The organism is Photobacterium carnosum, from assembly GCF_021236965.1.
In the GTDB taxonomy this organism is placed as follows: domain Bacteria; phylum Pseudomonadota; class Gammaproteobacteria; order Enterobacterales; family Vibrionaceae; genus Photobacterium; species Photobacterium carnosum.
Window position 1 is genome coordinate 58,634 of the sequence record NZ_WMDN01000015.1, and the last position, 21,886, is coordinate 80,519.

18 protein-coding genes are annotated in these 21,886 nt (G+C 37.5%); 8 read left to right on the top strand and 10 right to left on the bottom strand.

The annotated features are described in order from the left end of the window. Nucleotides 1–3: 3 nt before the first annotated feature. On the bottom strand, nucleotides 4–492 hold the full coding sequence (locus GLP24_RS14015) for a hypothetical protein (RefSeq protein ID WP_101767466.1): 489 nt from the start codon (nucleotides 490–492) through the stop codon (nucleotides 4–6). 216 nt (nucleotides 493–708) lie between these two features. On the opposite strand from GLP24_RS14015, the gene GLP24_RS14020 reads away from it, so the two are divergent. After that, nucleotides 709–1,029, top strand: a complete 321-nt coding sequence (locus tag GLP24_RS14020; RefSeq protein ID WP_101767467.1) for a hypothetical protein — start codon at nucleotides 709–711, stop codon at nucleotides 1,027–1,029. Here GLP24_RS14020 and GLP24_RS14025 read toward each other — a convergent pair. After that, nucleotides 997–1,422, bottom strand: coding sequence for a hypothetical protein (locus tag GLP24_RS14025; RefSeq protein WP_101767468.1), 426 nt, complete (start codon nucleotides 1,420–1,422; stop codon nucleotides 997–999). The genes GLP24_RS14020 and GLP24_RS14025 overlap by 33 nt on opposite strands. Before the next feature lie 430 nt (nucleotides 1,423–1,852). After that, nucleotides 1,853–2,254 carry a hypothetical protein gene (locus GLP24_RS14030; RefSeq protein WP_144043137.1) on the bottom strand — a complete coding sequence of 134 codons (402 nt, stop codon included), beginning with the start codon at nucleotides 2,252–2,254 and terminating at the stop codon, nucleotides 1,853–1,855. A 652-nt stretch (nucleotides 2,255–2,906) separates the two neighbouring features. Between GLP24_RS14030 and GLP24_RS14035 the strand changes: the two genes are divergently transcribed. Beyond that, nucleotides 2,907–3,254 carry a hypothetical protein gene (locus GLP24_RS14035; protein ID WP_101767472.1) on the top strand — a complete coding sequence of 116 codons (348 nt, stop codon included), beginning with the start codon at nucleotides 2,907–2,909 and terminating at the stop codon, nucleotides 3,252–3,254. A 67-nt stretch (nucleotides 3,255–3,321) separates the two neighbouring features. Here the strand turns inward: GLP24_RS14035 and GLP24_RS14040 are convergent, their stop codons facing one another. Then, on the bottom strand, nucleotides 3,322–3,915 hold the full coding sequence (locus GLP24_RS14040; RefSeq protein ID WP_101767473.1) for an OmpA family protein: 594 nt from the start codon (nucleotides 3,913–3,915) through the stop codon (nucleotides 3,322–3,324). 341 nt (nucleotides 3,916–4,256) lie between these two features. Here GLP24_RS14040 and GLP24_RS14045 point away from each other — a divergent pair, with 341 nt between their 5' ends. Beyond that, nucleotides 4,257–5,177 carry a DNA replication terminus site-binding protein gene (locus GLP24_RS14045; RefSeq protein ID WP_167388499.1) on the top strand — a complete coding sequence of 307 codons (921 nt, stop codon included), beginning with the start codon at nucleotides 4,257–4,259 and terminating at the stop codon, nucleotides 5,175–5,177. A gap of 29 nt (nucleotides 5,178–5,206) precedes the next feature. After that, complete coding sequence (locus GLP24_RS14050; protein WP_101767475.1) at nucleotides 5,207–5,833, top strand: hypothetical protein; 627 nt, start codon at nucleotides 5,207–5,209, stop codon at nucleotides 5,831–5,833. A gap of 350 nt (nucleotides 5,834–6,183) precedes the next feature. Here the strand turns inward: GLP24_RS14050 and GLP24_RS14055 are convergent, their stop codons facing one another. The 6 genes from GLP24_RS14055 to GLP24_RS14080 all read right to left on the bottom strand — a co-directional run bounded on the left by GLP24_RS14055 (nucleotide 6,184) and on the right by GLP24_RS14080 (nucleotide 15,541). After that, the gene (locus GLP24_RS14055) at nucleotides 6,184–7,470 is read right to left on the bottom strand and encodes a hypothetical protein (protein ID WP_101767476.1); all 1,287 of its coding nucleotides are present in this window, start codon (nucleotides 7,468–7,470) and stop codon (nucleotides 6,184–6,186) included. A 161-nt stretch (nucleotides 7,471–7,631) separates the two neighbouring features. After that, nucleotides 7,632–12,182: a conjugal transfer protein TraG N-terminal domain-containing protein gene (locus GLP24_RS14060; protein ID WP_101767477.1), complete on the bottom strand. Its 4,551-nt coding sequence runs from the start codon at nucleotides 12,180–12,182 to the stop codon at nucleotides 7,632–7,634. Between the two features lie 2 nt (nucleotides 12,183–12,184). Then, the gene (locus GLP24_RS14065; RefSeq protein WP_101767478.1) at nucleotides 12,185–13,624 is read right to left on the bottom strand and encodes a conjugal transfer protein TraH; all 1,440 of its coding nucleotides are present in this window, start codon (nucleotides 13,622–13,624) and stop codon (nucleotides 12,185–12,187) included. Next, nucleotides 13,621–14,652: a conjugal transfer protein TraF gene (gene traF, locus GLP24_RS14070; RefSeq protein ID WP_101767479.1), complete on the bottom strand. Its 1,032-nt coding sequence runs from the start codon at nucleotides 14,650–14,652 to the stop codon at nucleotides 13,621–13,623. The genes GLP24_RS14065 and traF overlap by 4 nt, the downstream gene beginning before the upstream one ends. Nucleotides 14,653–14,741: 89 nt before the next feature. Then, nucleotides 14,742–15,272 (bottom strand): hypothetical protein, encoded by a 531-nt coding sequence (locus GLP24_RS14075; protein ID WP_101767480.1) that lies wholly within the window; start codon nucleotides 15,270–15,272, stop codon nucleotides 14,742–14,744. Beyond that, on the bottom strand, nucleotides 15,272–15,541 hold the full coding sequence (locus GLP24_RS14080; protein ID WP_144043138.1) for a hypothetical protein: 270 nt from the start codon (nucleotides 15,539–15,541) through the stop codon (nucleotides 15,272–15,274). Before GLP24_RS14080 ends, GLP24_RS14075 begins: the two co-directional genes overlap by 1 nt. Before the next feature lie 346 nt (nucleotides 15,542–15,887). On the opposite strand from GLP24_RS14080, the gene mobI reads away from it, so the two are divergent. The 4 genes from mobI to traD are packed head-to-tail and all read left to right on the top strand — an operon-like array spanning nucleotide 15,888 to nucleotide 21,882. Next, nucleotides 15,888–16,415: a conjugative transfer protein MobI(A/C) gene (mobI, locus tag GLP24_RS14085; RefSeq protein ID WP_101767482.1), complete on the top strand. Its 528-nt coding sequence runs from the start codon at nucleotides 15,888–15,890 to the stop codon at nucleotides 16,413–16,415. Then, nucleotides 16,412–17,107 carry a hypothetical protein gene (locus GLP24_RS14090; protein ID WP_101767483.1) on the top strand — a complete coding sequence of 232 codons (696 nt, stop codon included), beginning with the start codon at nucleotides 16,412–16,414 and terminating at the stop codon, nucleotides 17,105–17,107. The genes mobI and GLP24_RS14090 overlap by 4 nt, the downstream gene beginning before the upstream one ends. Before the next feature lie 4 nt (nucleotides 17,108–17,111). Beyond that, a complete protein-coding gene (mobH, locus tag GLP24_RS14095; RefSeq protein ID WP_101767484.1) occupies nucleotides 17,112–20,015 on the top strand; it encodes a MobH family relaxase in 2,904 nt (967 codons plus the stop codon). After that, a complete protein-coding gene (gene traD, locus GLP24_RS14100; RefSeq protein WP_101767485.1) occupies nucleotides 20,008–21,882 on the top strand; it encodes a conjugative transfer system coupling protein TraD in 1,875 nt (624 codons plus the stop codon). The genes mobH and traD overlap by 8 nt, the downstream gene beginning before the upstream one ends. Nucleotides 21,883–21,886 lie beyond the last annotated feature (4 nt).

Below are 21,886 nucleotides of genomic sequence, written 5' to 3' on the forward strand. Positions count from 1 at the left end.
ACTCTAATTTTCTGGCATTTCAAGATTGAACATACTTGATATTTGATATGTTATTAGTCGTTTTTTTTCTTCAGGAATGATGCAGTAATGTAATGACACTTTTGTTTCAGGTCCTACAAATAAAATATAGTATTGATTCTTGCGTAACCCTGAAGGCATTAGATGAATTCGCTTTACTTCACCATTACATTTAAAAGGGGTTTGTGATATTGCAATACTAAAAATTGTTAACTGTCTTAATAACGTTTTCCCGTCTTCTGACATTGATAATCGCCAACGCATTGATAATAAAGCAAGTATTGCGATAACGCCCCATGGTGCCCATGTCGGCATGGTGTAGCTATAGAGAATCGAATGATAAATGCAAGATGTTAAGATTAGTAATATTCCTAAAAATACAGCAACACCACACTTTGGCCATACAGATAAACTAATACCAATAAATCTCTCTTTCGTTTTTGGATCGACCGAATTTACAGGAATAATAATCATCGTTTCCCCCTATGCGATTTTTATGTCAGTGAGTTTAACAAACAACATTGTCTTCCACTTCTGCAATAACGGTACGTAGTGCTTATCTTTGGTGAAAAAACAAAAAAACATGCGATATCTGATAACGAACATTAATCAGGTAGCATTTTCATAATTATTTCTATTTAATATTCGTCATAATGTCCCTATGTAAAATTCTTAACGAGACTAATTGAAATGATGGATGATGAAAAATTAACAGTAAGTAAAACTATCCACTGGGCAATAAAATGCGGTTGGAAAGTCGTAGCTGCAGTTCGAGGAATGGCATTTACTCAAGATAAAGACATTAATTTTTATATCGACGTTATCGCTGAAAGTCCAGACCAAAAAGAAAAATATGATATTGGTTTTTGGCCCGGTATAAATAAGGATTACCGCATTACAGAGAATGATTTGGCAGAGATTAAATGGTTGCATCCAGCAATTAAAATTGAACGTAATGTTACTACTCCGAGTGACAGGTCAAATTTGATTAACGTAACTAATAGGCAATGAAACAACTTGTTGTTCTGGATAGCTGCCACAATAGAAGTAGTAGCTATTTGTATCTTTTGCCGTTGGTATAAGTACGTTCCCAGAGTGAATGTCACAACAAACTCTTTCACCATTATCTAACGTCGTTATCGTCTGATATTTTGGTGATATAGGTGTGACATGAATACAGCTATATTGACCGGTTCTATCTTTTCTTGGTTTTAAATAAGTTGTGGCATCTACCATTTTCCATGTGTTGTACTGTAATGGCATTAAAAACATGGGAGTGAAAGACGTGTCCTTTGTCATAACTGCCACTTTGAAGTTATCAATGAAATTACGAGTTCCATTTGTTAGCCCTAGAGCTAATAATGCCCCAAAAAACACACACTGAAACACTTTGAATAGCCCCATTTGTAAAAACCTCTAGAATAAATCATCAAGATCTTCAGGCTTTAATTTTTTCTTAGGGCTGATAACTTTTTTATGGATGACTGTTGTTAACTTACTAGAATTAGTATGCCCATTACTACGTTCCACTACATGATGTTTATTTGTTAATGGAGATGCTATCAGTGTGGTTGAGGTCAAACTTACTGATAATATAATAGTTACAATTAGTATGTTCTTCATGGTTATCTCAAATTATATGAATTTTTTAGTCGATAAAACTCTTCCAATACACTCAATCCAGAGAGCTGAGAGCTTTTCCGTAAGTTTTTTATAAAAGTTATTGGATCGGTTTTAATTTGTAATGATAATGTAACAATTAAATCTAATTCATATTGCGAGATCCCCTCTTCAATGATAAGTTGCTGCATTACTTGTGTTACCTATTGTTTAGTTACATATAAAAATTGAAACCGAACCTTACTATGTGAGTCGCAATACAAACGGAACTAACCAATATCACCAAGCTAACAAGACCAATAACATATGGGTCTAAAGTAAAAAAAGAGGATTTTTCCGCTTTTGATACCCGCAGGCCGGGCACTAAGTTAATTGTCCATACTGCTACTTCGTCAACCTCAAACACATTTGATTGATGCTGTGCCAGCAATGGTTGAATTTCATCTATAAATGAAAATTTAAAATCATTACTATTGACGCTTACTACTATTACATTGATAAAATTATCAATTCGACACAGGACGCAATTAAAAGTTCTAATTTCACCGTTTGGCATCTTTATATCTAAATTTGCATGACCAGTATTTTTTAACTCCATAACTTCGACGTCACTCATGAAGCAAATCATACTCCCAACAAAGTGCGTTCCATCATAGATAGGAAATGAGGCCGTTATATTACTTTTTATGTTAATCACGATAGCGCCGAAAAAAAATAAACATTAAGTAAATCATAACCAGTATTCCTAAGGTAGAAGTCCCTACGGTTAATGCACCCAAGATCATATCTATAGCTTGATCAACCCTAACATCAAGGATTGAAGATGTAGGCATTATTGCTACGAGTAATAATTCAGCGCACCCATTTAGACATGCAATGCTTGTTATAACTATCGCAATTAAAATCCGTCCTCCCCATGCGCTGTCACCTTTTACTGTCACTCTATATGCCTACAGTTGGTCTCATTAAGCTATAAATATAAGATAATATTGGCATGTCTTTAAATGGACTATCAATATAATGATATGATTTACAACAACTTTCTTTAAGTATTAATACAAAAACATCATGATTACATGATGAGTAAGAGATAAATAACGCAGCAAAAAAAAATGCAATAGAAATACAACAAGAAATTTTCAGGGGTGCACTTATCGTATTGATATACATTTTCTATCTACCCCAACCCTTTCCAACAGTACATTTTGAATTTGCAAGATGTATGATAAGTTGCGACAGGGTTTTAATCAATAAATAGAGGGTACAAAATGACACCATGGTTGCGTTTATTAACAGCTATTACACAAAAAGTGAATATTCATGGAATTACAGTGGATGAGTTTCGTTTGGCAGCTACAATTTGGGAAATGAAACGTTCAGTACATCACACTGAAGCAATGTCCATTTTGTTTCAAAATAACCTTGAATCATCACCAGAAGATGATAATCGGGATGCCTTTATTGATAGCGTGAGTAACCTTATCGATAAAGGTTTTTTGGCTTGGGAAGGAGATGACCTACAACTGGCATTCACAGGTGAGATGTTTATTATCGAAATCTATCAAATAGCCCAATCGGAGCTAACAAAGCGACTTTTCGACCCTGAATTACAATAAACTAAAAAATCGTAGCCCAAATACGGTAGATGCTCATAGTGAACGGGCATCTACCAAAAATTAAAAATCAATAAACAAGTAATGCTCTACGGTTTCTAGTTCTGGCTTCGTTAGTATGCGCAGAATCGGCTGGATGCGTTTCACCATAGCTCTCACAGGTTAATTGCACCTTTCTAACGCCTAGCTTTACTAACTTTTTACACACGTTATCAGCTCGACGCTGCCCCAAATCATAATTGTAATCAACGCTCCCTTTTTCGTCAGTAAAACCCACTACCAATAGACGACTTGCTAAATTTTGCTTTAAATAAGTCGCATTTTTTTTAAGCATGTCATTAAATGACGTTCTTACCTTATCTCGACTAAACTGGAAATATACAGTCTTATTGATTGGCTGGTGGGCAAGAATAGGTTCGATATCATCGTCAACAGCATCCACAATAGCCATAGCTACCTGAGTTTCCCTTGTTATAGAGTGGGATTTCTCATTTACATCCTCTTTCCATGAGTTACGTAGTTGTTCTGCCTTATTTGAAGTAAGAACGTTTACAGATTCATGTTTGATGCTTACATAAGGAGTGACCATCAAATTTGATTGTTGAGAACTACACCCAGTAATAACTGATACTAGAACTGCTCCAAGTAATAGTTTATTTTTCATGTACAATTAACCTTAAATCAATTAGTTATAATTAAGAATTATTTAAAATGCATCTTAATAGGGATTATATGGCACGATATTTTTTGAAAAACATACAGCATTGTATGTTTGCATGTTTTTTTTATAGTCCATATAATGCGCGAAAATTCAAATACTCTCACTGTTTAATTAAAATTGTTAATGACAATAATTGTAACATTTTTTAGATAGACGAATTAATGCGCGAAATTTTAATATTGCAAGAAATGAGAAATGTGTTTCCTATAATGCGGTATAGATCCATTGGTGTAGAGATTTATTGCGTATATAATCCATCTAATAAGAAATGGAATGCATACATTATGTCTAAGCAATCTAAAATTGAGCAAAACTTAAAACATCTAAAATACCAACTAGACAGAGAGATAAATAATTTAACCTCCCTACTAAGAACATTGGATGTTATAGACAGTAAGGTTTATCTACTTCCAGAAATAAAAGATGCCGATACTCATAAAGATATTAAAAAGATTAGCGTGTCATTAGTGTCTGATTATAAAGCTTTTAATTTGGCTCTACAGTCTTTTTCAACTTTTGAAAAAGGTCTCGGGGATTCAGGTAAAAGAGCTTTTAGGTTACCGGGGTATTTGGTTGTAAATGGAAGTGCTATTCAAAAAGAAAACCTATACGAAAACATAACTAGGATAAACAAGTTAAAAGATGATTTTAAAAAACAGGTTCAGGGCTATAGTAAAAATTCTAATAAGAAATACAATCTAGTTCATAGTCTGTTTAATAATCTGATGACTGTGCAAGTATACAGGCATATTCCATTGGTTACGGAAAATGTCGAATATATAAATTTTAGTTGGACAAATAAGCACATTACATATAAAACATCTATACAAGAAATTTTAAACTTGTTAGATAGACACAGAAAAAAAACACCAAAGAGAAGTAATTCTGAAGATTGGAATCGAATTATTGACAACGAAATTTCTATTATTAATGAATTACCAAAGGATACGACGTTAAGATTTAAACGAGTAAGTAAGCCTATTACTAGAGTTGATGTAGTCCCATATAAGAAAAACAAACAAATTATATCAAATATACCATTAATTCTTTTTCAAACAGAAAAGCCCGTTGTTAGTAATCTTCAAGACTATCTAAGTGCACAAAGGCGAAGTTTCCGCGAAGATACTACAATCTATGGGATACCTGTCATTAAAAGATTGCATTTATATAAGAAACATATCAAACGAGTAACTAACTTAAAGTAAATACTCTAATCTAACTTGGAAAATAAAAAATGACAATTTCATCAATCAAAAGCGATATCAAAGAAGCAGTAGAAATTAAAACTACTAACAATATGGTCCCAAAAGCTGAAGCTATGCAATATGCATCAGATAATAATATTAAAAGTATGAGAGCTTGGTTCGCCTTTCATAACCTCCGTAACGGTGGTAGCTTTCGTCCACAAAATATCCCTGGAGATCCATCTAAATTCTACGGTAAGACTGGTGAATGGCAAGGTTGGCCAGAGTTTTTAGGTACTGAACAAAAACCAACAAAAACTCTCACGGCTGAATTTGTTGACTTAGAATCATGTAAAGAGTGGTTTTTAGCTAACAAGATTTCTAGTGTCTTAATGTTTAGGACGTTCTGTAAAGTTAAACAACGTCCATCATCTATTCCTGCAGCTCCAGACAAGGTTTATGGTGTTAAATTTTCAGAATTATTAGCCCCAAAGAAAGAACGATACCTATCTTTTGAAAAATCCAAAGAAAAAATAGCACCAATGGGTTTTAAAAATTACTTAGAGTTTCGTCAAGGACGTCGAGATAATATGGATATATTGCATGATGTACCATGTAATCCAGATAATATCTATTCAGACTCATGGGTTAATTGGGCTGATTTCTTGGGTAAGTAATCAATTATATATAAGAAAAGTAAGTGTATATATTAAAAAAAATTTAATGAATAAATAAAAGATGTTGCATAATTAATAGTTATGCTTAATGTTGATTATAGGTAATGTCAGGCTAAATCAATTCCCTTTTTGAGGGGTATGAGATGCATTATTCAATAGGGAGTATTAAACATTACTTCTCTGTTGAATAATGTCTACTTTTTAATTCGATATATTTAATTCATGTATATGTACTATAAATGAATTAAATATATCAATATTCCCTTTTTCATATTAAAAGTTATTCATTCATAATAATGCATATGAATATATAGCTCTATCTTAGATTTATCCCATTGCAAAATGACTATTTAAAAAGTGATAACCCTTTGTTTTGCTTTTATTGGTATATTTTTCTTGGGGTTAAACCCCTTTGGCTTTTCCGCTCTAATGCTGTAAGAACCATTAGGGTAGTAGAGGTTATAATAAAGAATATCCCAGTTATGATTCTCAGGGCTATGAACACTCTGTGGATGCATTTTTTCATTATACCCTTTTATATCACCCGCTAGCGCATACGTTACAAATGGTTTCTTTTGAGCTCCATAATACAACTCTTGCACCAATACTATGCCTCTGAGTGGTGTAATACGCGGATCGTCTTCGTTTGTGAACTTAAGATTAATACCACCGATAAGCGTCCCCGCCTCGTAACCATTAGCATAATACTCCGTTGGACTTAACTCACTAGGTAAGTTGGTAAGAACACAATTATCAGCAGGCTTGTAAATGAGGCTATCTAATGCAGATGCGTATACTCCCATGGATTTATCCATCAGATTATAACTCGTATCATTTAAACCATTACCCTTTGAGGTTATTTTTAAAACAATTGCCGTATCTGTCATACGATTAATACCAATTGATCGGATTTTATATCCAGATTTGGCAGCTTCCATTGCTAGCATGTTCAATTTTTTGAATTCTTTCTTCTGCTCATTAGTTAAAGGTTCTTGCATCCCTGAATACAGCAGTTTAGCTCTTGTGTAATCGTCATACTCTTCTCGGATCTGCCATAGAGGTTTATGGCTCACTAATTGTTTCGTTTCATTATAATTATCGTTAATCATGAATGTTTGAGTTTGGTCATCACCACCAGCATCAATAAGTGCTGCTAACTTCATATAAGCAGTTGCTTTCTTTGTTTCAGAAAGATCACCTTTCATATTCTTAATTTCATGATCCGCCAACCGCTGAACTTGCTCTTTTAAAGCTGCATTTAGCGTTACTTGTTCTACGTATTTTTTAATTTCAGATAAATCATAAACTGCAGTTACATCGACTAAAGCACAACCATACGTACTTTCTGGGCAACTTTTAATGCGTTTATTTGTGACCTCTTTATGAATAACAAATGGTGTGGCAGATATGAGTAACTGTTTTTCATTCTCAGTGATATTGGATGTAAAGATCCCTGCATTCTCTTTGATGCTGTCTCCCAATGTGTTTATCGCAACTTTTGTAGCTAACTCATAGCCATTTACTGGGGAATCATTTTCAGTTAGTGGATAACTTCCCGTTAAGGATGCAGACAAAGCAAATGCATTTGTACTACCAAGCATAAGGGCAACTAAAACCGTCTTTTTGAAATTTATCATATGTCATCTCGTTTTAATTATTTACGATACCCATTAATGATATCGGTATTATTGATATGCGCTAGTGGCATTTTATCGTAAGTAACAAACATCAATAATATTTAATTAATAAAAAACCAGTCCGAAGACTGGCTTTTAGTTACGAAAGAACAATTACTGCTTTAGAAATGACCTTTTGTATCCTGATTAATTGTTGATACAGCATCAGGTCTTCCATCTTTTTGAATCAACGTGTGCATATGGCCGCTCTCACTTTTTAATGCGATAGCCGCGCTTGACTCTCCTTGATGTCTACCTTCGATTGAAAACGTATCGTCACCAATTTGAACTTTATTACCATCACTTTTCATAATCGCGTCAAACGAGCCTGTTGGTACGCTCAAATTTCCATTGTTGTCAGTAAATGACGCAACCTTCATAGGTGTGTCTTTGGTTGCTTCTCGCTCAACTCCACCAGCTCTATAATTGTCAACTTGTGACTCTGGACGACCTATTGCATTATCAAGAGGCATACTCTTCCATGCAGTATTTTGATCCCGAGCCACTGTCTCATCGCCTAAAGTGGTGCTTGTTGGCTTGACTAATTCACTTTCCGCACCAACCAATTCAGCCATACCCTTTTGGGCATTATTTTTTTGTTCAGAGCTTGCCATTGGGTTGTCAATTACCGACTGTAATGCCTCTTTATATTTCCCTATATTTTCAACGTTATGTTGTTCGCCTTTCCCTGTGGTATTAAACATCCTTTCGGCACTACTCGAAACGCTGTCTATTATATTGTCCAAAGCGTTACTGTCTTCTTTTGACCTGTTCTCAGCGCCGTACGTGTTGGTGGAAAAGCCAAAGCTCCCCCCTTTATTAACAACATCACTGAACCGCTCACGAGTGGTTACATCTAATCCTGAATCTGCTGCCGCTGTATTCGTAACAGCAATTTGTTGCAATTTAGCATCATCCTTAGGACGGTAATCTTTGAACCCATTTGAATACGATGGTGCTTGGCCTTTAAATCCAGGTGTAGTTGATGAAGATCTACTACTTACCCCATTTTCTTTACGTTCGCTTGCCGCAGAGTTAATTTCTTCCGCGTTTGGTTGTCCCTTGTTGGCATTTATTACATTGCTTGCTGAATCAGCAACATTGTTGAGAGCGGCACCAGTTTTTACCTCGCTAGAATTGCCGCTATCTGTATACGCGGTTGGGTTTTCACTAATAACCTTAGCCATCGCTACATATCGAGCAGCTTCGGCTTTATCTTCTTTAGTCGCATTAGCCCCATACCCTCTAGCAATTTTATCGTTAACCTCGGTTTGACGGTTTGGGTCTTTCATCGCAGCTAATGCTTCAGGATCGTTTAGCTGTGATAATATTTTCTGATCACCTTGGGATTGTTTTGGGTCATCAGCAACAAAATTACCAGCCTTCATCCCCATATCCCCCATAAAGTCATAAACTTTACCTATATCTTTTTGTGCTTTTCTCATTTTAACGTCATTGTCACCCATCCCATCATTTACGGTCTTTACAACCGCATCGCCATTTCCACTCAGTTTATTAGCAGCTTTTCCTTGAGCCGTATCATTTGCCTGATGCTGGTGGTCTTGATCAACGGCTTTATCGTTGGCGATGGCTTGGCTTCTAATGCCACCAGTATTATTAGCCGTAATATTAACACCGGTACCCATATCTTTTGGTTTAGCAAAATCAGTAGGTGATGATGATGGTGTACCAATCGCTTGTTTTTTCTCATTAAGCGATTCATTAGTAATACCGCTACGCGAACCAACGTCCCCCATCAATCCCTGAGCCGCTCCGTTACCCATGTCTCTGAATTGATTTGCAGCTTCATCAAGATTCTTCAGACCACCGCCAGTTGCAGCGTTTAGTTCTGATAGCATATTTCCTTTGGCATAGTTTGCGAATACAGCCCCTAATGATCCATTGAGCATATTTCTATCTAGACCATCAAATACACGTTGAGCATAACGAACTTCAGCATTCTTACGCTCATTCATGTTTTTACTATTTACACCACTAATACCCGATTGAGATAAATCAGTTGCAGCCTGTTGAGCTGTTTTCAACGATTGAACTGTCTCAGGTGATGCTCCTGAGTTTGTAAGAGCCGTTTGAAGAGCCTTCGTTTTATTGTCATCAGATAAGCCAGTGATCGCTTGCGTATTCACGTCGTATTGACCACCAGCGGCACTAACCGCTTGAGCCAATTCTTTATCATGCCCAGTCTGATGAAGCGTTGCTGCAGCAGCATTATTAAGTGCATTACTTTCCATAGTGCCATTTGCAACTTTAGAACCAAAATCAGACCGATCATTTAATGCACTAGCAAAGTTAAAGGCTAACGAGCTACCAATTCCTTTCGCAACATTATTCATTGATTGTGTTGTCTGAACCAAGCTTTGAGCTTCAGAATACGCATTGGATGCCATTTTGGTGTTGCTTTCTGAAGAACCCCAAGCCTTAGTTTTTCCTATCTGCTGGTTATGGCTTATTTTTGAAAGATCGGAGCTCATACTATTCATAATCTTATCGTGGCTTGCTTGCCAATTACTTGATGTAGATTGACGAGCTGCTGCTACTTTGCTTAATCCTGAGTCAAGAGCTGCACGTATCCCACCCGTAAGTTTCAAGCCTACAGCACCACCGAAAGCACCACTAAGTTTACCCCCCCCTTTGGCTTTTAAGCCTGTATCTTTGATTGGCTTGCCGTCTTTATCCAATTCTGGTTGTTGAGAATTACTAAAGTCAAATCCACCACCAAGAGCTGCCGCCACTTCACTTTTAGCCTCTGCACCAAAGTCACCATGAAGCGCCATGGCCATTAAGGATGATTGTTGACGTGTTAAACCGAATTCATTTGAAATAGCTTTACCAACCGTAGCGCGAGATGCGGTACTTGCAGCCATTGATGATGTTATGTCTCGTCCTTTTGCCTCGGTATCCATAGCAGATAAAACGTCACTATGCATTTTTTGATTGGCAGTGGACATTTGACGAGTTGCTGTAGATAGCCTTTGAGTCGCACCCGCAACGGCATCTGAACTGGCATTTGTAGCTGCATTACTCATGTTATAGGATTTGACACCTAACTGTGCTGGTTGATTGAGGTCGTCATGAGTTAATGACGTACTGTTAGTGACACCATTAAAACTCGAAGTTAGTCCAGCCGAAGATGATTTACCATAATTAGCAGGACTCGCTACTTTAGGAGAACCAACGGCTGCTGCTTCACCACCACCACCACTAGACGCACTGTTAGCAAGGTTGATTGCAGTATGCACTGAACCATACATAATCATTAGTGATAATGCTGGCACCATTGTTTGCAATGTAGAACCCATAGCAATGAATGATTGAAGGTCCGTAAATGTGGTATTAACGCCAGCCCATGACATAACCCCAATGTGCGTATCCTTATTAGTCATTTCGTTAAGGTATGTTTGTAAATACAGGTTAACGCCAACTTGTAACACTGGCCATGTATTCACCCATACTAACAACAAGATGTACTTTGCAATCATACCAATACCTTTACTACCAAAAGCAGCAACAAACGGCATGATTGGACCTAACAAGTAGATTAACGCCTCAAGATAAGTCATTAACGGTACAGCCATTTCAGACCATAGAGTAAATTGAGTTGCTGAGGAAAAGTGTCGAGAGTCCATAGCCTCAAATTCGGCTTGAGAAGCAAGGCGACCAGATAGATCACTATATTGATTTTTGATCTTAGCTTGGTAATACATGTATTTAAGCATCTGATTAGATTTCATTTGCCATGCTTTTACACCCTGATCCGTAATCATAGCTAAGCCTCTTTCGGCATTCTTGATGTTTGGATCCATTCTGAGATTTCGAGTTTCTATATAGTCTTTAGATGTATCGTTAAAAGCATCCTCCATTGCGCCGTTTAGTTTTTTATAGGCATCACCACATCCCATAACTTCAAAGCCATGACCAAAAACTAGATTTACTGATGTTGTCCATCCGTTATAGTTCATGCCCATATATTTCCACGCGTCATTAGATATACGAGCTTGAGCCATATTAACTTCTTGAACGCGAGAACCGTTGTACTCATCCTTTAATACGCAATCTTGCATGTAGTTCAAAAGTGATTGTCGAAGATCTGGTTCGCTTTGAGCGTTAACTAAACCATGACTTGCTCGGTAATGCGTAGTTGCTGTTGGGTCACCAGTGATCCTCATATTCATTAATGCACGTAAAGGTTCTAATCCGTTACCAACAATAGAATAATTACGTGTTGATGGATCATCATCGAGCATTGATGAGATAGTGGATGATGTGTACTCCCCTGGTAAAACTGCAGTTTGGTAAAAGTCACGCAATGAGGTAGCTAATTCATAGCCAAGTCTAGTCGTTATCGATGCAGACAGAGCAATGCCAAGCGGAATATTAGGTATTGGGGTTACATCTGTTTGATTGTTGCTAAACAACGTTATCGTAGTTGTATTACAGAACATAAAATAAACGAAGAGCAAACTCGTGAAGAACTCTTTGAATTCTATCTTTCCGGGATTCCAGACGCTTTTAGCGAATATAAACAACAAACTTATAAGTAACCCAATTTTCCCTAACGTGTAAGGCATGGATGTTTCATACATGTGCGACAGGCCGAGCATAACGACCTTTATGTAAGCCGGATCACCGACCGAATATATATTAAATAACATAGTTATACCTGCGGCATAGTCATCGCTTTTTCTTCCAAAAAGGAGGTCAAGCTGGTCATTACGTTCATTTTGTCTAAATCGGCAATATTCTTATCCCTGAAAATTTTATACTGCTCTTTAAGCCGACGTTGCCCATCCTCAAGCAATTTAATTGCATCTTCTGAGGCTTGAGGCGTACCCATTGACGCGGCTTTAATGTCAACCAACATTTGGTCTATACCCTCAATGATGACGTTGATCCCATCTTGCGCCGTAGTTCTAGCAACAATATCAGCGTACTGTGCTTGAGCTGTTGGGTTATGTGATAGTTTAAATAGCGTTGTCATAACTGGGACAGGAACGCTTTCGATGAACGTTTGTTGGGTACTGTTAAGTTTGAGCTTATGACTAATTTTATCTGCAATACCTAAATCCCCCGGACCTGAACCAAGCAATAATTTTTTAGCCAGAGGATAAGTGCCAACCCAATTTGCTTTTATGGTTCCTTCATTATTTTTAAACTTTAGACAATCGGTTGAACTAGGGACGCACTCTAATAATTTTAATGGTGTACTACCATCGGCATAAACCAACTCATTTATATTTTTAATCGTTGGGGGTATAGTCACAACATTTGGGGATTTAGCATTGGCTGCGATATTTTTGGCATCAACGATACGAACTCCTACAAGTGACATAATTAACTCTTTAACTTCTGAATCGTTTTTAAATCCAACAAACCGCCAGTTTTTTATTTTTGCGGCATCGAATAAGTTAAAAATAAGATTACCAGTCATACCTCTATCATTTGGTTTTGAAGATCCGTCTGGTTGTCTTACCGAGTTATCACTTAACATGTCTAAGAAAGAGCCCTCTTGAGGGAGTAACTGATCAGCCCAAGACGTGTGATTTGATGCCCATCCTTCGATACCTGCAGCGTCACGAATGTTCTTTGAAATATTTTGTGAAAATGGTTGTTCCATTAGAACTTTTGAGACGTCTTGACATGATGCTTTTGCCAATCTGTTCATATCACTTACAAGTTTACTGACCCCTTGCATGATTTGTGCGCACGAAGGACAAATTGATTGTATAGCTAAATTGAATGCATAAACGGCTGCTCCACTTGCAACATTTCTGGCAACTTGCACTAACTCTTCTCGCTTAATTAACGAAAAACTTCCACCAAACATATCAAGTCCACCACAACCGACGTTCATGCTTGGCGGGGTAAATTGAATTAACTCAGGTTCATGCAAATGAAAGCGAAGGCTCGTCATACCAAACGCATATCCATTACGTTTTTGCGTTTCGAATGAGTGTCCCGGTGCGCTTACTGTCGTCATTTGAGAGAATACGTCCTCAAGGAAATTATCCGCGTAAGCTGTTGATGTTGTTGTAATTGTAATACAACAAGCCAACCCAATACTTATGGCAGAATTTTTTATTTTTAGTCTTTTCATTTAGCATCTCCACCAAAAGCCAACTCTCCACGTTCCTTCCCTGAGTAACGTTCTTCAAATTGTTTTTTCAGTTGTTTAGATAAATATTTAGGGTCGTTGTAAATTTTATTCTCATCTAAAGTGATTGGTTTATTCGGATCTTTAACTAATTCAATCTCACGAACATGCTGTGCCTTTTGATAATCTACTTGCGATATCCATTTTTGTTGTTTTCCTATAACTATGATGCGATTAGCTAACTCATCAAAAGAAGTCAGACCCGCAGCAACATTTATCATCTTACTGCCATCTTTGGTGACTAAGTACATGGTCGGATAAACCATAACGTGAAGCTTTTGGGTTAATTTTCCGTAGGTATCAGTAACGAAATAATCTTTCCACGGATTCCCAGGGATCATCTTTCCATCAACCGAAATAGGCAAAACCTGCAATCCTGTTTGCTGCTGTAGTTTGTACAGAATTGGAGCTTGCTGGTGGCAATATTGACAAGTTGATTTGAAGAAAAAGAAAATACCCACCTTTTTTGATATTTCTTTTAGTGCTTGGTAACTTGCCGTACGACGCTGATCACCATATTGAATCAATGCGTTCTGATGCCCCGGTCTACGTAATTCCTCATTTAGAGTCGGATCTAGTTTTGATACCTCCATTGAAACGGATGAAAACTTAGATGCCTTATCAAGCATTAATCGCTGAGCGTACATATATCGCTGAACGTTCTCATACGTTGGATAGTCAATAGCTTCATCTCTTAATCGAGGGATGTTATCTCGTAGCCACTTAACGGTGATCTGAACGTTTTTCGTAGTTGGCTTACTATTATTTTCGATAACGACATCTTTTTTGGGTTTTGGCTTTTTAGGTTTTGGCTTTGGTGCTGGTTTTTGTTCGGGTTCATACCAAAACCACCCCTGATCCTTTTTGTTATAAAACGAGTCACCATGACCGTAGGTGTTAGCTGTTGCCGTTATTGCATTACAAGTAGCCATACAAGCAATGACGGCTAATAAAACAGGTTTAATCTTCATTATTTTCGCATACTGTAATCGTGAATAATTCGAATAAGCACCTTTAATTTGGCACCATTACCATGAATTTAATGCACCGTTATTCGGAATTAATCGAAAGGTAGAAATTTCTTTTCTTTATAGTTTGCCTTACTACCACCCATACAAAATGGACACGTTTTATAGTTGTATGTATAGGCATCATTATATATATGGTTCAATCCACACTTATCGCATCGGGCCGTAATAATTTCACCGTTAAATAAGGCAACAAACATCGAATGAATACGGTTAATGTCTGCTAATTCATTGTTGAAATTGATCTTGTAAAGACGAGCTACGGCAATTAATTCATCTAGATTTACTGCTCGGTGGAAATCAATATTTTCTGGCGAACAATTGCAGTAATAATAATAAATTATATTGGCGTGTAATCTTCGGTTGCGACCAGCCGACACCCACGAAGCTCCACTCCTAAACTTAGCCTTTTTTAGTTGAAGAGATGCTTCCATTGCACAGTCAATTCTAAACAGCATTGTCAGTAATTTTTTTGTCGCACCGAGATCGGCCATTTCGTAAATCTGACAAATACGTTTTATATGACGAGTACGTTTACCGTAGATCAACACTTTCCTGTTCATTAATTACCAGCATTTTTATTCCGCACCACTTTCGTATTCAAAGCTAATAAATGCTGAGCAGTAATAGCAACATTACTCACTCGGCTACCATTACTATCATTCTCATCAATTGCATTAAACAAATCGATAATTGAATGAGTAGTCTTCCCATTATTACCTTTGACCCCATTAAAATTCAGCATTGGTGGTAATTGAACAAATATTGCCTCTATTACATGGATAGGAGTAGAGCTTAGCCGTAATGCTTCTTCCTTACTCAGTCTGCACATGCAAGCTACTGATATATGGTCTATTAACGCCATTTCCCTCAAGGCTAACACGTAGGTCGTTTGCGCTATCTGTAGAGCCCTGTAACTTTCAGAATTTATAAACTCAATTTCCATAGTTTGAACAATAAATATTAAAAACGTAAGAGTTATTCAATGTTACTAGATTTACATCTTGATTCAATGATTTTAATTGTAAGGCAATGACATTAAAATCCTCTCTTTAGTAATGCAACTACGAAAAAATCATTACAAACCTATTTTTTATAGTTATAGTTTACTTACGCTATCAAAAACCAACGTTAGCGACGAATAAGCAGTAAAACAAACCGATTATTGGAGATGTTAAATGGGTCAAGATGTAACCTTGGGCTCAAATGAAGAATATTATGGCACCCCCTCAGTGATAGTGGATGCATTAAACACTCTTAGTAATGAGTACGAAAATATTATCTTTGAAATGGAAGGCATTGTTGATCATTACTGGATCGCTTGGCGGCAAAAAAATAATGAATTAAAAGCAATGCGTATGCGTTCGACAACAAGTGTTTATGTTGAGGGCTCAATTGCCCCACATATTGTAATGCGCCATGGGAAAGCCTACGCCGAGTGGCAGATTTTTAATCCAGGTCGAACAGGTAAGAAGAGTCGGCGTTGGGGAAAGCGTATTAACCCTAAACGCAATAAGGTAACTAAAACAGTCTTTTATCGAGATGAGCAATTTCAGAATATAGCTAAAGATTGGGAGTTTGAACTGATTTTAAAGGCAGAATCCCAATTATCGCCCTTGAGATATAGCGCAGAGTACATCTACAAGGCAAGAAGTGACATACAACAATTATTAAAATCTATAGTAAGAAAAGGGGATAATAAATGACCACTCAAGTAGGTAGTGAATCTAAAACACGTAAACCTCGTACGCGTAATAAAAATAGCGAACCTAAACAAGAAAAAGGTAAAGGTAATAGTGAACCCGTCCGTAAACCATTCATCTTTGAACAAACTCGTAAGGCTTTACCATACGATATATTAGCTAAATCGAATACTGTTCTCGATTATCTAAACCGCAATGGTGGTCGTGCCGTCGGAGCATTTCAGCGTATTGCTGCACTGAATCAGCTAACACAACGTAACAATGATATTCGCACTCGTTTAACTGAATGGTTGAATTGCCGATTAACATTGTCTCAAGAAGAAGTTGCTGCATTTGAAGCTAAAGCCATCTCGTTTAAAGCTGATGTTGTTATCGAGCCTATTAGTGTTGTTGTGCCTGAGACGTTCACTTATCGAATTGATGTAACTCACCCAATTTTTTGGCGTTTTATCGGCATTTTTGAGGCTGTTGACCGTAACATCGCGGAATTTGAAAACATGTGGATCGCTGGCCTTATCGATGATGAGTCAATGATACAGTCTCGCAATGATAGTTTGACAATTATTACTGATTTAGTGGCTAGCATTTATCAAATAACTAATGCCTCTCGTGATCGAGAAGGTGGTTTATATGATACGAATGATTACAAAGCGATCATGACGGCTCTTTCTGCTAAATCAGTTATGGATAAGTAATAAAATGGGGCTAAAGCAGATCATTCATCATCTATTGGTTGGGGCTGCTGGTTGGTTAGCCCCAAAGCGACAAGATAAAGATATTGAGGTCGATCAGTATATTGATGACCTCATTAAATACCCGCCCACAACAAAAGGCGTACCACTTTTATCACTGAATAAAATTGCAGCATCGCAATCTGAATTAATATCATTAACGCTACGTGACTCGGGATTAAACGATCCGTTCCATGGTAATGACCACGACGCCGTAATAGCTTACAACCAAGGAAAAAGTCAGCATAAAATTGGTGCTGCTTTGGACCTGAACTTCGATACTTTATATCGTCAAGTATTTCTAAATTACATTAGTTACATACATTTATTGCCCGCCTCGGAAGCTCATCATCATTCTGACGTTGGTGGTTTAGTTCGTCATAGCTTAGAGGTGGCTCTTAATAGCCTACGGCAGTCATACCAACAAATATTACCGGCTGTTGGGCAAGTGGATGAAGAACAATACCGAAAACCTCGATGGCAATATGCTGCATGGATTGTTGGGCTATTGCATGATGCAGGTAAAATATTGTTTGATATGCATGTTTATGACATAGCAACAGGTGTTGAATGGAACCCATACCTTTCTGATATTTATCAATGGGGTAATGAACATAATGTTGAGCGATACCGTGTTACATGGAGAGCTGAGCATCGTCATAAAAAGCATGAAAATTTAAGTATTCAGATTATTGACTGGGTTTTAACGCCTGAGGCTAAATCGTTTTTAATGGACAATTCAGATGAGTTAGCCATTGAAATGAACCATGCTCTTACTGACTATCATACACAAGATGGATATCTTCAAATTTGCTTACGTAAGGCAGATTCCGCTAGTACAGATAAAGATATAAAAACTCAATGGCATGATTTAATTGGTAAGCGTCGTTATCCACTTGAAGGCGTTATTGTAAGTGCTATGCGCCGCCTCCGAGACTCATGGCGACTAAATGAAGTTAACGGCAATATTTGGATCATAGGGGGCGAAGTTTACCTTACCTACCCTCGTTCTATACAAGCAATTATAAGTAAGTTACAGCAAGAAAATACGGATGTACCCGCAGAGGTTAGTCGTGTTCTGGAAATCCTTGAAAACCGAAATTTAGTTAAACGATTAGAACCTGAGACATCAGTATCTTACTTTACGCCATCGATTCATATCGAAGGTTTTTCTCAACCCGAACGTGTAGTTAAATTAGCTTGGCCAAGTTTATTGTTTGAGGGATTACCTATCCCCAATAGTATCCCTGGTTTATTACGCCTAAATAATAGAGGGAAATCTATTGAATTCACGTTAGAAGGTGCTGTAGTTGAACATTTAGAACAAGACGAACAAATACAATCAGTTGATTCCAATGATCAGAATGCAGTAAGCGAAAAACAGCAAACTAGCAATGATCAGAATGCGGTAAGCGAAAAACAGCAAACTAGCAATGATAAACCTAAACCTGATGTTAGTGAGACTCAATCACCTAGTGAGTTCGTTGATATAAATACGGGGAAAGTAATAACGGCAGTTGATCCGCTTATGAATCAATTGAGTGATATCATTCCGGGGTTACAAAAAATGCCACCTCGTCCAACTGGTAACCATGGAATTAAATTCCACAATCAAGAATCTGAGGCGAAGCAAGCCCCTGAGCCACCGAAGACAAAACAATCTCCTGTGCCATCCAAGGCGAAGCAAGCCCCTGAGCCACCGAAGACAAAACAATCTCCTGTGCCATCCAAGGCGAAGCAAGCCCCTGAGCCACCGAAGACAAAACAATCTCCTGTGCCATCTGTAAATCAAGATGCAGGAAATAAATCTCATAATACAAAGCCTAAAGCCAAGATAAATCCGGCGATAACTAACAATGAAAAACAAAGTAAAGCTTCTAATAATCAAGCAGCAAAAGTTGATGTTTGTGTTCTGAGTAACGGTCTCATTAGTCGAAAACGAAACACCAATATAGATAAAGAGCCCAAAGATACAGTTGAAACTAATTGGCTTAACAAGCAACCAGATCCAAATGATTTATCAGCCGTCTTTTTAACAGCTTTAGTTAATAAAATTACCGATAAACAATTGTTAATAGAAAACAACGATAATATTTATCTCTTTAAAGGGTACTTGATAGTTACGACTAAATGCATTGAAGAATTAGGGATAAGCATTCGTGATATTTCTAGTGTTTTACGAAAAAAAACAATGCTTTTAAGTGATATTGATAAGCCGAATATTGCCGTTCATAACTTTACTGTATGTGACAAACAGCAAAAATGTATAGTTCTTAGTTGCCATATTACGCGCTGTATTATGATGGATGTTAATCAGCATATCGAGCATATCAAATACCCAATAACCATTCTCCCTGCCCCTCTTCGTAAACCTTATGGTATGGATATTAAAAAATTAACAAGTAAGCAAAAACAAAATGATCAAGTTGAAAACGTTGAAAACGTTGAAAAAGTGGTTTCGAGTTCTCCAGAGACACCACCCGCAGCGTTAATTATTGATGACGTCACCCCAGAACTACCTATTAAATCTAAAGGAGAAAAACGACAACTACCTGATAATACTGATTTCAGTCCTGTAAGTAATATAAGCAAGTTAAACAATATTAAGCCTGATTCTAATCTTGCTGCATTTATTAAATGGCTTAATGAAAGTTGGTCACCTGATTGCCCGTTTATGCAATATACCAATGGTTCTATTTCACTCGATTTCGACATGGCACGTAAAGAGTTTCGCTCTCAATTAAAAATAGGTATTAGAGTCAAAGATATCGACTGTTTACGACACGAAAGCGTGCAACTAATTAGTAAAACAACCCCAACAATAAAGAAAGAATTTTGGGTATTAAAACAAGGTGTGATAACTCATGAATAAACGGCACCATAATTTTTGGATGGAAAATCTTTTTCGCCCAGTATTCGAATTAAACCTTGCGGTGATATGGATTAGTGGCGGGATATTTACTCTTTTAGCTGGAGTAACTTCAACCATGGAAGCTGATGCACGTTTACCTATGTTGGTTGGCTTCAGTATGATTATCGTTGGAATAATCCGTATAAAACAGGGCGTTCCATTAATGAAGCGCCAATACGCCTTGTTTGTTAATTACTTTTATAAAATTAAAGGTGCTAAATTTCGCAAAAAGAATATCGCTCACAAGGATACAGCCTTTTTGGGACGAGGGTACGAATGGGGCCCTGAAATCGCTCAACGGGCTTACCAAGTAATGAATATGTCAACCAAATACACTGACGTTAAATTACCATTTATTTTGAAGCCACTGGCGATGCAATTTAAAGAGACTACCAGAAAATTAGGCGGAAAACCGTGGATCCATGGCCTTGGTGATGAAGAAGAAATTGATGCTAGTGAGTCAATATTTCATGCCCATACCGTTATATTTGGTAACCCGGGCACAGGTAAAACAACACTGTTGTCAATGTTAAGTCGCGGTGCTATGCATCGAGATAATGTAATCATTATCGTTGACCCTAAAAATGATAATGACTGGCGTAGTCGAGTGCAAGCTGAAGCTGAAGTTATGGGTGTACCTTTTCATTTCTTTCACCCATCACATCCATCACAGAGTTGCCGAATTGACCCCTTAAATTCATATTCACGATCCACTGAATTAGCATCACGTATCGCGTCATTATTGCCAGGGGAATCAGATAGCGATCCCTTCGTCCAATTCGCTTGGAACTGTATATACGAAATTATAGAGGCGATGCTTTATATTGAAGAAAAACCTCAACTTACGTCAATTGGTCATTATTTAATGATCGGTAAAAACCGTCTTGCAGAGAAATGCCTACATAAGTATTTCAAGTCAACTATTGGTGAAAACTGGCTGCAGCAAAAAGGCAAAGAAATGGCGGGATTGGCAAATGGTGATTTGTTTAATGGCATGATCGCTTACTACTTCAACGTAAGCGACTCATCGCTACATGTAAAAGCTCTTAGCGATATGTTGAATATGGTTATGCACGATGCTGCTCACATGAGCAAGATGTTGTCTTCAACTGCCCCGTTATTTGCCCAATTAACATCTAAACCACTTGATGATTTGCTATCACCGACTTTGCACATGGATGAACGGGATGAATTGAGCCCTATTGTAGATATTGACCGCTTAGTACATACCGGTGGTGTACTTTATGTTGCACTAGATAGTTTATCAGACCAAATGGTAGCAAGTTCGATCGGCAAGCTTATCTGTGCTGATGTGTGTGCGGCATCAGCTCGACGGTATAATTTTGAAAAAGGTGAAGGTAAACGCGTAAGTATATTTATAGATGAAGCGCACGCGGTCATAAATGAACCGATACTCAATATGTTAGCAGTAGCTAGGGGCGCAAAATTTGAGCTTTATGTGAGTTCTCAAACATTGCCCGATTATATAGCCAAAACATCTGAAGCTCAGGCTCGACGTATCCTCGGCTTAGCTTCAAACCTATTTTGTTTGAGAGTTAATGACAATATTACACAAGAATACGCTACGGAAAACTTCGGTGAAGGTAATATTAAAAGCGTTGGATATTCGCTTAATAGTGGTACGTCAACGACAGGTGCCCTTGGTGAGTTTAGCGGGGGATTAAAGGAACAGTTATCAGAGTCGAGAGAAAAACTTTTCCCTGCAACATTACTTGGTGATCTACCTAATTTGCAATATATCGCACGTCTAGCTGATGGCCGCAAAATGAAGGGTCGTATTCCATTTATTATTGATAAAGCAGCGTAATCAC